This is a genomic window from Pedobacter sp. JCM 36344, from assembly GCF_046546555.1.
Lineage (GTDB): Bacteria > Bacteroidota > Bacteroidia > Sphingobacteriales > Sphingobacteriaceae > Pedobacter.
Genome location: NZ_JBKHKK010000008.1, coordinates 129,225 through 141,975, shown reverse-complemented (window position 1 = coordinate 141,975; position 12,751 = coordinate 129,225). Strand labels below are relative to the sequence as shown.

General features: G+C 39.7%; 13 protein-coding genes. 6 read left to right on the top strand and 7 right to left on the bottom strand.

All coding sequences use genetic code 11. The features are described 5' to 3' along the window. The first annotated feature begins 90 nt into the window (after positions 1-90). Complete coding sequence (locus ACHFIZ_RS09750; RefSeq protein WP_410885272.1) at positions 91-399, top strand: hypothetical protein; 309 nt, start codon at positions 91-93, stop codon at positions 397-399. 106 nt (positions 400-505) lie between these two features. Here the strand turns inward: ACHFIZ_RS09750 and serS are convergent, their stop codons facing one another. After that, on the bottom strand, positions 506-1,777 hold the full coding sequence (gene serS, locus ACHFIZ_RS09745; protein ID WP_410885271.1) for a serine--tRNA ligase: 1,272 nt from the start codon (positions 1,775-1,777) through the stop codon (positions 506-508). Between the two features lie 35 nt (positions 1,778-1,812). Between serS and rsmI the strand changes: the two genes are divergently transcribed. Genes rsmI through lnt form a run of 3 tightly spaced genes read left to right on the top strand, consistent with a single transcriptional unit; the run spans position 1,813 to position 4,846 of the window. Further along, on the top strand, positions 1,813-2,517 hold the full coding sequence (rsmI, locus tag ACHFIZ_RS09740; RefSeq protein ID WP_410885269.1) for a 16S rRNA (cytidine(1402)-2'-O)-methyltransferase: 705 nt from the start codon (positions 1,813-1,815) through the stop codon (positions 2,515-2,517). Between the two features lie 11 nt (positions 2,518-2,528). Beyond that, positions 2,529-3,212 (top strand): PH domain-containing protein, encoded by a 684-nt coding sequence (locus tag ACHFIZ_RS09735; protein ID WP_410885267.1) that lies wholly within the window; start codon positions 2,529-2,531, stop codon positions 3,210-3,212. Between the two features lie 17 nt (positions 3,213-3,229). Further along, complete coding sequence (lnt, locus tag ACHFIZ_RS09730) at positions 3,230-4,846, top strand: apolipoprotein N-acyltransferase (RefSeq protein WP_410885265.1); 1,617 nt, start codon at positions 3,230-3,232, stop codon at positions 4,844-4,846. Here lnt and ACHFIZ_RS09725 read toward each other — a convergent pair. Together ACHFIZ_RS09725 and ACHFIZ_RS09720 are read right to left on the bottom strand one after the other, a co-directional pair. Further along, on the bottom strand, positions 4,843-6,483 hold the full coding sequence (locus ACHFIZ_RS09725; RefSeq protein WP_410885263.1) for an NAD+ synthase: 1,641 nt from the start codon (positions 6,481-6,483) through the stop codon (positions 4,843-4,845). The genes lnt and ACHFIZ_RS09725 overlap by 4 nt on opposite strands. Positions 6,484-6,501: 18 nt before the next feature. After that, positions 6,502-7,170: a porin family protein gene (locus ACHFIZ_RS09720; RefSeq protein WP_410885261.1), complete on the bottom strand. Its 669-nt coding sequence runs from the start codon at positions 7,168-7,170 to the stop codon at positions 6,502-6,504. Positions 7,171-7,187: 17 nt separating this feature from the next. Between ACHFIZ_RS09720 and gldB the strand changes: the two genes are divergently transcribed. After that, a complete protein-coding gene (gldB, locus tag ACHFIZ_RS09715) occupies positions 7,188-8,264 on the top strand; it encodes a gliding motility lipoprotein GldB (protein ID WP_410885259.1) in 1,077 nt (358 codons plus the stop codon). 7 nt (positions 8,265-8,271) lie between these two features. After that, the gene (locus ACHFIZ_RS09710; protein WP_410885257.1) at positions 8,272-9,060 is read left to right on the top strand and encodes a patatin-like phospholipase family protein; all 789 of its coding nucleotides are present in this window, start codon (positions 8,272-8,274) and stop codon (positions 9,058-9,060) included. On the opposite strand, the gene ACHFIZ_RS09705 is transcribed toward ACHFIZ_RS09710, so the two are convergent. The 4 genes from ACHFIZ_RS09705 to ACHFIZ_RS09690 are packed head-to-tail and all read right to left on the bottom strand — an operon-like array spanning position 9,057 to position 12,736. After that, positions 9,057-9,773: a 2-phosphosulfolactate phosphatase gene (locus ACHFIZ_RS09705; RefSeq protein WP_410885255.1), complete on the bottom strand. Its 717-nt coding sequence runs from the start codon at positions 9,771-9,773 to the stop codon at positions 9,057-9,059. The genes ACHFIZ_RS09710 and ACHFIZ_RS09705 overlap by 4 nt on opposite strands. A gap of 11 nt (positions 9,774-9,784) precedes the next feature. Next, positions 9,785-10,864, bottom strand: a complete 1,080-nt coding sequence (gcvT, locus tag ACHFIZ_RS09700; protein WP_410885253.1) for a glycine cleavage system aminomethyltransferase GcvT — start codon at positions 10,862-10,864, stop codon at positions 9,785-9,787. 39 nt (positions 10,865-10,903) lie between these two features. Beyond that, positions 10,904-12,106, bottom strand: a complete 1,203-nt coding sequence (locus ACHFIZ_RS09695; RefSeq protein ID WP_410885251.1) for a glycosyltransferase family 4 protein — start codon at positions 12,104-12,106, stop codon at positions 10,904-10,906. 18 nt (positions 12,107-12,124) lie between these two features. Then, positions 12,125-12,736 carry a ribonuclease HII gene (locus ACHFIZ_RS09690; protein ID WP_410885249.1) on the bottom strand — a complete coding sequence of 204 codons (612 nt, stop codon included), beginning with the start codon at positions 12,734-12,736 and terminating at the stop codon, positions 12,125-12,127. Positions 12,737-12,751: the final 15 nt, after the last annotated feature.

The window sequence follows — 12,751 nt, the reverse complement described above, 5'->3', positions numbered from 1 at the left end:
ACTATATTTCAAAATATTATTTAAAGCCTACTAAACACTTTGGTAGGCTTTTTGTTACTATTAAAATATATCACCAAAACCTTACGTATTATGAAAAAAATTATTTACTCTTTAGTGCTAGTTTTCACATTAGCCATCAGCGCGAACACAGTTTCGGCTGCCGATAAAAAAGACAGAAAAGAAATGACTGCTGAGCAGCAAGTTCAACTTCAAAGAATCACTAACCGTGTTGAAGAAATCAAGGCTATGGATAAGTCTAACTTAACTAAAGTTGAGAAAAAGGAACTAAAAAATGAATTGAAAGAGATGAAAAAGCAAGCTCGTGCTGTAGGCGGCGGTGTTTATCTTTCAGTTGGTGCGATCATTATAATTATATTACTACTGATCTTAATTTTGTAGAATCTTCCTATATCCAACAATTAAATAAAAAAGCTTCCAATTGGAAGCTTTTTTATTTAATTGTAATTTCGATATTTTTTGTGGTATGCAAGTTCTTTGGTGTTTTCTAGTCTATATATTCAAAACCCGTATATTTTACTAACGCTTCAGGAATCTTTATTCCTTTATCGGTTTGATTATTTTCTAAAATAGAGGCAACTATACGCGGCAAAGCTAGAGCACTTCCGTTTAGGGTATGTGCGAACTGCGTTTTACCGCTCGCACCTTTAAACCTCAACTTTAGCCTGTTACTCTGGTAGGTTTCAAAGTTAGATACAGATGAAACTTCAAGCCACCTTTTTTGTGCAGCACTCCACACTTCCATATCATAGGTCATCGCAGCGGTAAAACCCATATCTCCACCACATAGGCGTAAAACCCGGTAATGGAGACCTAATTCCTTCAGCAAGGATTGAACATAAGCGCTCATTTCTTCCAATACATGATAAGAAGTATCGGGGTGTACAACTTGTACTATTTCAACCTTATCAAATTGATGAAGCCTATTTAATCCTCTTACATGTGCCCCATAAGAGCCAGCTTCACGACGGAAACATGGCGTATATGCAGTATTTTTTATAGGAAGATCCTCTTGTTTTAAGATTACATCCCGATACAGGTTAGTAACAGGAACTTCAGCGGTGGGAATTAGGTATAGGTTGTCTATTCCTGAATGATACATCTGGCATTCTTTATCAGGGAGTTGTCCGGTCCCGAAGCCTGATGCTTCATTTACCAGATGTGGAACCTGCATTTCTCTATATCCATTTTCAGTTGCATGATCCAAAAAGAAGTTAATTAGTGCTCGTTGTAACTTAGCTCCTTTACCCTTGTATACAGGAAAACCTGCACCGGTTATCTTAGTTCCCAGTTCAAAATCGATAATGTCATATTTCGCTGTCAATTCCCAGTGGGGTAAGGCATTCTCTGGAAGAACTGCGGGCTCACCGTGTTCATAGACCGTTTCATTTTCTTCTGCAGTACTTCCTGTGTTAACGAGATGGTACGGAAGGTTGGGCAATTGAACGATGAGGTTTTGAAGCTTTATCTCTGCCGCACTAAGCTGATCTGATAAATTCTTATGCTGCTCCTTATTTGAACCAGTTTGTACCTTGAGTACTTCGACTTCTTCCTTTTTACCATTGCGCATCAAATCTCCGATCTGCTTAGCAGCAGAGTTGGCCAGCGCAGAAAGATTGTCTAGCGAAGTTTGAAGCTGTCTGCGTTCTTCATCAATGTTAATGATCTCATCAACCAATTCAGGTTGTTTGAAATTGCGTACGCTCAATCGTTCTAAAACTTTCTCTCTATTTTCGCGGATATAGTTAACTTGCAACATTATTTTATATTTTGACCAAAGATAATAACATAACTGTGATTGGTAAACTATTTCTCGTCCCTACCCCCATCGGAAACCTCGAAGACATGACTTTTAGGGCGATAAGGATCTTAAAAGAGGTGGATATTATTCTCGCAGAAGACACCCGTACAAGTGCGCCAATGTTGAAGCATTTTGGGATAGACAAAAAGGCATATTCTCATCACCAGCACAATGAGCATCAGTCTACTTCAGAAATTATCAAATTTTTAAAAGAAGGTAAAAACGTAGCACTTATTTCTGATGCGGGGACCCCTGCTATATCAGATCCAGGTTATTTTCTCGTAAGGGAAGCCATAAAAAACGAGCTCGAAGTTGAATGTTTACCAGGGGCTACTGCTTTTGTACCTGCTTTGGTTAATTCAGGCTTACCCTCAGATTCCTTTGTTTTTGAAGGATTCCTACCAGTTAAAAAAGGCAGACAAACGCGTTTTAGGAAGCTAGTAGAAGAGGATAGAACAATTGTTCTTTATGAAAGTCCACATCGTTTACTTAAAACCTTGGAAGAGCTTGGGCAATATCTGGGCTCCAATAGGCAAGCCTCCGTAAGCAGAGAGTTAACCAAACTCTACGAGGAGACTGTAAGAGGAACTTTAGAAGAGATTAAATCATATTTTGAGAACAATATATTGAAGGGTGAATTCGTAATTTGTATTTCGGGTTGCGAGCCAAAGAAAGCGGGCAAAAAGAATTACGATTAAAAAAATTGAACATGATATTAATAGATAGATTTTTAAGCGACGACCAAGATCCTAAAGCAGTTGAACGTATTCTGGGTAAGCTTAATGACATGCTAAGCAGCAATGAGGAACTCATTTATCTAGCCGTCCAGAAAAAACCTGCTGTCAACCTGCTGCCAGACTGTATTGCTGTGAGTAGCAAGCGCATCTTTTATTGTGAGCCCGGTAACTTCGGAATTACCATGAACTTCAAAGATATCTCCTGGAAAAGCATTAAAGAAGTTTCATTCAAAGAAGAGTTTTTCGGATCCAAGTTTATCTGTGTTCCGCAGCATGGAAAAAATATTATCACTGAATACATACCGAAAGTTCAGGCTCGCAAATTATACCAGGCGGCGAATCAACAGTTAGAGAATTTTAACGAACAACAAAAGCAAACTGAACTTGACGAGAAACGCTCAGCAGCACCTACAGGTATTATTAGTGTTAGTGATGAAGAGCCAGTTCCTGAAGCTAAACAACCAGAGCTAGTTGAGGAGCGTACTACTTCTTTTTTCGCTCCTCCCGTGACACCCTCTGCCTCTATTCCCGCAATGGAAGAACCTGAAGACGAAACTACGCTCAAACTGAGGAAGCTAAAAGCCTTGTTTGATAAGCACTTGATTACACAAGAGGAGTACGATGCTAAAAAAGCGGATATTCTGGACGCCTTATAATACCTTAAATTAATGGAATGAACGCTAAGAAAACGTTGCTCCTTGCACTGTTAAGTGCTTTTTTAATGTGGCTTGGATGGCCACCAATACCATACACCACGCCCATTTTACTGATTGGATTGGTCCCACTGTTTATCGCCTATAATGCTATTAAAAATGGCGAAACCATTAAAAAGGGAAAGCGCGTGTTTCTTACTTCCGGAGTTACATTCTTAGTCTGGAATACAGCAAGTATATATTGGATATACAATGCAATTCGTGGTGTTAATGAAGCCTTTACATCGGCGTTGGTATCGTTAATTCCCTACGGATTAGGTGCTTTATTGATGACATCAGCGTTTTGGTTATACTATAGGCTAGATCGTGTTGCGAATAAATATGTTGCTTACACTGGACTTATTGCCTTTTACATCTCCATGGAATTCTTGCACCAAACCTGGGATTTATCTTTCCCATGGATGAGTTTGGGTAATGGCCTGTCAGGCATGCACCAACTTGCACAATGGTACGAGTATACAGGAGTTTATGGCGGATCTTTTTGGATCTTATTAAGCAATATTTTGGCTTATGAAGCCTACGTGGCTTATCGAACGGGTAACGATTTCAGTAAATTAAGACCTTCATTTATTTGGCTGCTGGTCGTATTATTACCGTCTGCATACTCCTTGACCCGATATTTTCAATATGAGGAAAAGCAAGTTCCTGTAAATGTGGTTACTGTTCAGCCTAATATTGACCCAAATGATAAATTTGGCCGCATCAGCTCCATAGCGCAATTGGATATTTTGATCAAACTATCTGATTCCATGGCACAGCCCAACACAGAATATTTCCTTTGGCCAGAAACGGCAATACCAGACCCCACAGATGAGGCTCAAATTAGAAACAGTGCGCCCTACATAACAACACTGTCTTTTTTAAGCAAATATAAGAACGGAACGCTGGTTACAGGTATTGAGAGTGTTAAATTTTACCAAGATAAAGAAACCATATCTGCGAGACCAACTGGAAATGGTGGCTTTTACGACGTTTTCAATGCAGCTATGCAGATAGAGAATTCTGCCAATGTGCAGTTTTACCATAAATCTAAACTTGTTCCTGGCGTAGAAAAAATGCCTTTTCCTTCTGCGCTTTCATTCCTTGGGCCTGTATTTAAGGGTTTTGGCGGTTCAGTTGGCAGCTATGGCTGGCAGGACAAACCCGGTGTATTTTATGCGTATAGTGGCATCGGGGTGGCACCAGTAGTTTGCTATGAATCAATTTGGGGAGGCTGGATTGGAGAGGCTGTTAAAAACGGTGCGCAGTTTATTGCAGTAATCACTAACGATGGTTGGTGGGGCAACACTTCAGGGAAGAACCAGCACCTGCTTTATGCGAAATTAAGAGCCATTGAAACAAGAAGGTATGTTGTTCGTTCTGCAAACACCGGTATCTCCTGTTTCATTAACCAGCGTGGAGATATTACACAGCAAAGTAAATGGTGGACCAGAACTGCATTAAAAGGCAATATCAATCTAAATGATGAGCTGAGCTTTTACGTGCTTCATGGGGACTATATACCAAGGATATTTTGTGTCCTAGCTGCCATACTTGTATTGATCTTACCTTATAGACGATGGGTGAACAAAGCTTAAGAAAGGTATTTACCAACTATAGGCATCCTTCTACCCATACCAAAAGCTTTTGGTGATACCCTTAAAATAGGTGGCGTCTGGTACCGCTTAAACTCGGCAGCATTCACCATTTTGATGATTCTTCTGACCAATGTCTCATCATATCCTTGAGCAATAATTCCGGAGGAACTTTGTTTCAGCTCGATATATTGAAATAATATCTTGTCCAATATATCATATTCAGGCAGTGAATCGGAATCCTTCTGATCTGGTCTAAGTTCTGCTGAAGGTGGTTTTACGATTGAATTTAAAGGAATCATTTCGCCATCCTTATTAATAAACTTTGCAAGCTCGAAAGCCTGCGTTTTATATACATCTCCAATTACTCCAATTGCTCCGCACATATCACCATATAGCGTGCCATATCCCACTGCGCATTCACTTTTATTTGAAGTATTAAGTAAAATATACCCAAACTTGTTCGACATAGCCATCAGAATCAGACCGCGACACCGGGCTTGAATGTTTTCTTCAGCAAGGTTTTGCGGCAAATCTTTAAACGCGGGGTCAAGGATACGTTCAAATGCATCGGTAGTTTCTTTAATAGGAATGATTTCGTGCATGCATTCGAAGTTATTCACCAAATCCAACGCATCCTTAATGGAATGGTCAGAAGAATGTTTTGAAGGCATTAACACGGCCATTACATTTTCTGCACCGAGCGCCCTACAGGCGAGCGCACACACAATAGCAGAATCTATGCCGCCGGATAACCCCAGCACCGCTCTACTAAATCCTGATTTTACGAAATAATCCTGGATACCAAGAATCAATGCATGGTAGATCTGTTCAATATCAGAAACTGGCAAATGTTGTTTGGGTTTTAATCCATTGATATTATTTCCCCTCACTTCATATAAACGGAGATCTTCTTTGAAATACTCCATCTCGTCAAGAAGGTTACCGATTCTATCAAATACCAGGGATCCACCGTCGAAGACGATCTCAGTTTGCGCCCCTACCTGGTTGACATATAAAAGCGGCAGATTATACTTTTTAGCATTATCAGCCAGCACCACCATTCTTTCATCATCGTGCGAATAAGAGAAGGGCGAGGCGGCAATATTTATCATTAGATCTGGTTGCTGAAGAATCAGTTGATCCATCGGATTGGAAACATACAATGGATTGTCGTTGATATTCCAAAGATCTTCGCAGATGGTAAGTGCAATCTTTCTTCCCTTAAAGTTGATGCAGTCAAACTGTATTCCTGGTTCGAAATATCTGTGTTCATCAAAAACATCATAATTGGGCAACAAGGCCTTCTTTACAGTAGCCTTTATTTCTCCATCTTCTATAAAGTAAGCAGCGTTATAAAGATCCTTTCCAGCTGCCTGAGTATTTTTTACAGGAAGGCCAATGACACAGGCGATACCATTGCAATGTTGAGCAATCTTTAGAGCCGACTGATGACAAAGTTCGATAAACTCATCAAATTCTAAAAAGTCTCTTGGTGGATATCCGCAAACAGCAAGTTCAGCAAAGACAACCAATTCCGCACCTTCCGTTTTCGCTAATTGAATATGGTTTATTATCTTTCTTGTATTGGCTTCAAAATTCCCAATATGGTAATTAAGTTGTGCCAGTGCTATCTTCATATGCCCTTGTAAATCTATTTAAAAAAAGAAACCAAAATTAATGCTTACATAGTGGTTTCTAACAATCGATGATTTCGAACTGGTAATGTCTGTAAATCCGTTATTAAAAGTTAAACCTGTAGTAATACTTGTATTTTCTGAAATTTCGAACTCTGCTCCTGCTCCGATAATTAGACCTGCCCGATAGAACTTGATATCGTCTTTAATATTAATATCTCTTCTAGATGCTCCTCCAGTCATATCAGCATCTTGCTTTGCCCCGATTAGAATACCGTTCGAGAGTCCGAACTGACCAAAATACCTGACTTCATTGATCTTCACCGTTTTCAACTTCAAAGTTAAGGGAACCTCAACATATTGAATTTTATATTTCAACTCATACTCTGCCTGGGAAGGTATCGCTGATCCACTATTGCTGGTTACAATTTCTGTACTCTTACCATTTACAGTTGTTATCGTCAGACCTGTAGCAAAACTATAGTTTTGAGTAAAGTTAAAATCACCGATTAGGCCGTAGGAGAATCCTAGTGAAACACCATTGCTCTTACCAATATCTGGCTTTAACCAACCGATGGTGGGATGAGCCGTAAGTCCCAATCTAAAACCATAATATGGGGATGAAAAATCTTGAGCGAATACGCTACCCGTCAAAAACAAAAGTATTAACCCGATAAATGTCCTTTTCATAATTATATTTGTTATCAATGATGTATAACGCTATATACCGCCAAAGCTATCTATTTTTTCTATTAAATACTATTAACCGCCAAGCTGGAAATCGTTTCATTTTGCCTGCGTTACTGTCTGTCTTTGTGTCCTGCAAACAAAACAGTAGACCTGATGTAAGCGGAGATTCTATGCGGATAAAAGTGGAAAGATTTGATGAAGATCTGTTTGTAGGCAAAGGAAAAGACATAATCAAGACTGACGTAATCCTGAAAAAAAAATACGGAACATTTTATAGAGACTACATCACACGGATAGTTGGAGACGGCAATTACAGCGGTCCTCAGATTCTATCTACGCTATATAAGGACAAGGCGTATACTGACTTGAACAATGAAGCAAGCAGCGTCTTTCCCAACATGAAGAATATCGAAAGTGATTTAGCGCAAGCCTTTAAGTACATCAAATATTATTACCCAAAAAGCAAAACCCCTAAATTCATCTCTTTCATTTCTGGATTTGCCGTACAAACCCCTATTGGCGATGATTATTTGGGAATTGGGTTAGATATGTTCCTGGGCAAGAAAAGCAAATTTTACAGAGGTATTGTGAAAAGCATTCCAGTTTACATCTCCCGCCGATTTTCTCCGGAATATGTAGTACCCAGGCTAACAGAAACTTTTGCAAGGGAGGAATTGTTCTCTGAGCGTGACGAAGACCGAACTTTGATTTCTAAAATGATCCATAACGGAAAAATCTTATATTTTATGGATCAGGTATTAAGTGAAGCACTACCTGACAGTCTCAAAATCGGCTACACTTCAAAACAACTAGAATGGTGTAAAACCTACGAAGCAGATATCTGGGGATTCTTTTTAGAGAATAACTTGTTGTTCGAAACCGACTACCAGAAGATACAAGTTTACTTAAGTGAAGGCCCTTTTACGCCTGGTTTGGGAGACAAAAACCAGTCTGCCCCAAAACTAGGCATCTGGATGGGTTGGCAGATCGTCAGGAAATATATGGAGGAGAATAAAGAAGTGACCCTGCAGCAACTTATGGCGGAGACGGATGAAGAATTTATCCTTAACCGTTCAAAATACAAACCAAAATGATGCGAATATGAAAATTGGAATAGTTTTATCAGGTGGGGGAATCAGAGGTATTGCGCATCTAGGTGTTTTGAAAGCATTTATCAACGCAGGCATCAAATTCAGTCACATTAGTGGAACAAGCGCAGGATCAATAGCAGGCGCATTTTATGCAGCAGGCATAGATCCTGAAGAAGGATTGAACATCTTTATAAAGACAAGGTTATTGAGATTCATAAGGCCAGCGATGGGTTCTTTGGGATTAATCAATATTGAACACACTTCGGAAATTCTTAAAGACTATTTTCCAGAGGATAGCTTTGAAAGCTTAAAAATTCCGTTGACTATAGCTGCCACCAATTTTAGTGAAGGAAGGTTAGTTTACTTCAATAAAGGTCCATTGATCAGAACTATTCAGGCATCAAGCTGTATTCCAGGAATTTTTAAACCGATCATGATAAATGGGCAAATGTATGTTGATGGTGGAATACTAAACAATTTCCCAGTGGAGCCGCTGATGGAAGATTGCGATTTTATAATCGGCTCATCGTGTAACCACTTGAATTCGGTAGATAAAATAACCAATATAACATCGTTGATTACCCGTGCAAGCATCATGTCTATCAATAAAGACATGGAGGAAAAAGCGACACTTTGTAATGTGCTGGTAGAGCCCAAAGGCATGGGCGAGATAAATACATTTGATATAAAAAAGGCTGAAACCATTTATTGGCTTGCCTACGAAGAAACCCTAAAAGCGATTAAAAGTAACGAAAGCCTAAAGTTTCTCGCCAAGAAACCAGATAAAAAGCTTAGTTAAGCTTGGAGTGCTACTAATCGCTCCCCTTCCAATACAGGGATAGCCTTGCAGATATTATATTGGAGACAGAACTTAACATCTTCCTCGATATTTAATACGGCGAGTCTGTGGCTATGTGATGATTTATTGATGTATCCCCTTAGATCGGCTTTAGCCAATTGATATAAGTCTTCGGCGGCAACACATGAATCGTCAAAATGACTAAACTCATTCTTCAACTGTGCTACTACAGCACCGGCAAACAAAGTATCCTCCAAGTTGAAATTATCCTTCCAGCCTGCACAAAGAAGTAATACACTCCTATTTTGCTGCTTAAGCCAGCCGCATAATGCTTCGAGATTTAAAAAAGAGCCGATCACAACCTGATATGCTCTTGCATTTGCGAGATGCAAAGCTTTAGTACCATTAGTTGTGGTTAAGACGACTGTCTTACCAGCTACCTTTTCGGGAGTGTAGGAGAATGGGGAGTTTCCAAAATCATATCCTGTAACGACCTCACCGTTACGTTCGGCAGCAAGTAAATAACCGTGTTTTGCATAACCCAGACAGTCTTCCACTTGGGCAACGGGAATAATTGCGGTTGCGCCATTGTCGATTCCGTAGACGATTGACGAGGTTGCCCTCAATATGTCGATAACAACAACAATGCTATCCTCAATAGAATATAGATCCAGCAATGCAGGGGTTAGACAAACCTCCAGTCGTTTTACCATAACGCTGTTACCTATTTGTTAAAAGGAAACTTTACTACTTTAGCTTTGATGTTGGCATTTCTGATCACAATAAAAATTTCAGTGCCTTCTTTATCAAAACCCTTATTTACGTAACCCATTCCAATCGCCTTTCGCAAAGAAGGAGCTTGGGTTCCGGAAGTGACACTACCTATAATATTTCCCTCATTATCAGCAATTTCATAATCATGACGTGGAATACCTCTGTCGATCATTTCAAAGCCAACAAGCTTGCGTTTAATACCTACTTCCTTCTGCGCAAGCAAAGCTCCAGAATTAGTAAATGATTTTGTGAATTTGGTAATCCAACCCAGGCCTGCTTCGATCGGTGAAGTAGTGTCATCGATGTCATTTCCATATAAACAGAAACCCATTTCTAAACGCAAGGTATCGCGTGCACCTAAACCAATCGGTTTAATGCCTAAAGGTGCACCAGCCTCGAAAATAGCATCCCATATTTTCAAAGCATACTCATTGTCAAAATAGATCTCAAAACCTCCCGCACCCGTATACCCCGTAGCTGATATGATTACATTACTTACTCCAGCAAATGTTCCTTTGACAAAGCTATAATACTCCATGGATGCTAAATCGACCTCTGTAAGAGATTGCAATGCCTCTGCAGCTTTGGGGCCTTGGATTGCAAGTAGGGAAGTTTTATCTGAAATGTTGTGCATTTCAACTTTCTTAGTATTGTATTTCTGAATCCAATTCCAGTCTTTCTCAATGTTGGAAGCATTAACAACTAACATGTAGGTTTTTTCATCAATTTTGTAGACTAAGAGGTCGTCTACAATCCCGCCATCTTCGTTAGGAAGGCATGAGTATTGTACCTTACCATCATAAAGTTTTGATGCATCATTACTTGTAACACGCTGAATCAGATCCAATACGTTTTCGCCTTTTAAAATGAACTCACCCATATGGCTCACATCAAACACACCGACACTCGTTCTAACAGTGTTGTGCTCTGCATTTATGCCTTCATACTGAACGGGCATATTGTAACCTGCGAAAGGCACCATTTTGGCGCCCAATGATATGTGTTTTTCTGTAAGTGCAGTATTGTTCATATAAAGAGTCTGTAAAACGTGGGCAAAATTAGTGAAAATTTAAGCACTAATTAGTTTTTGATAGATATTGAGCATTTTTTTAGATATCGTGGAGATATCGTGGTCACGTTCGACGGTTCTTCTGGCATTCTCTCCAATTTCCCTCCATTTATTTGGATCTGTAAGGCACTGCAGGATGGATCTGTAAAATTCATCGGCTGTATTTGCGATCAGGATATCCTTGCCGGGGTTACATCTAATTCCTTCAGCCGCCATACTAGTTGCAATAATACATTTCTTCATGGCCATACCTTCTATGATCTTCACCCTCATTCCGCTGCCCGAAAGCAAAGGAACAATCATTATGTCTTTGGAATTTATGAATTCTACAGCATCAAAGACTTCACCTTCTACAACGAGATTTTCTGAATCGTAATCAAAAAATTCACGTTGCATATTTTTACCCGCGATGTAAAATCTCAACTCGCTGTTAAGTGGTTCAATGTCTGGCCAGATCTCATCAAGAAACCATTCCAAACCTTCTTTATTTGGCCGCCAATCCATTGCTCCCAAATGAAAAAGCGTTGGAAAAGTATTTTTACTATCTCCCGTGATGTACCTGTCGAAATCAAGTGCAACCGGAAATACTTCGATACCTACCGAACATCCAAAACGAAGAATACTTTGCCTATCCTGCTCGCTGATGGCAAAGACCTGATGGAAACGATTAATTTGCTCGGTCTCGTAAACTTTAAGCCTCCGTGCAAGGAACTGAAGATACTTACGCCTAGGGGTAAAACGCTCAATCATGGCCACCCGCTCCCAAACATCAAACTCAATATTGTGTGCTCTGTAGATAATTTTTGCAGAGCTATTTCCTTTTACAATGTCAAGGTAGGGCACCACAAAAAGCCCTTCAAACTGCACGATATCAAATACATTTTCTCTTAAAACATTTTCCAAAAGCCTACCTGCCTCCTCATCGAAATAACGGGAAACATTGTAGGACTGATTTGAAAATATGTTAAACAACGCTCCCCACACATTTACATCCGTATCAAGACTGAAGGAGTGAAATTTGATACTTTCAAAAATAGGGTCGTAGATATCTTCCACATCTACTTTGTTTTTAACGGGATTGATGCTAAATAAAGTAACCTCAACGCCAAGACGCAATAATCCTTTGATAGTATTGTAAACAACTATCGGGTATCCGCTGTTCGGCGGAAAAGGAACTCTATTTGTTAGGATAAGTGCTTTCACTGTAGGTGAAAATACTAATTATCCTTCGGTTTTTAGAAGGAGTTCGAGTTGCGGGTCTGTGATCCTGAAACTTTTACGATGATATGGTGATAGACCATGTTCCAAAGCGGCAGTTCTATGAACTATAGTTGGATAGCCCTTATTCTGATGCCATTGATAATGAGGATACTGCAAAGAAATATCTACCATATACTGGTCACGGTGCGTTTTTGCTAAAATAGAGGCTGCTGCAATATTTAAGTATTTACCATCGCCTTTAATTATACAGGTATGGGAAATGTTGGGATAGGTTTTAAACCTGTTTCCATCGATGCTCAAATGCCTTGGCTGAATCGCAAGTTTTTCTACAGCGCGGTGCATCGCTAAAAAAGATGCGTTTAAAATGTTGATCTGATCAATTTCAACATTATCTACTGCTGCAACTGCCCATGCTATCGCTTCCTTTTCAATAATCAGTCTTAAAGAGCAACGTTGTTGGTGAGTAAGTTTTTTAGAGTCATTGAGCTCGCCTGGATCGAAATTCTTCGGTAAAATAACCGCTGCTGCAAAAACAGGGCCTGCCAGGCAGCCTCTTCCGGCTTCATCACATCCCGCCTCCAACAAATCTTCCTGATAGCAATTTAACAACATAGTGATAAAGTTAAT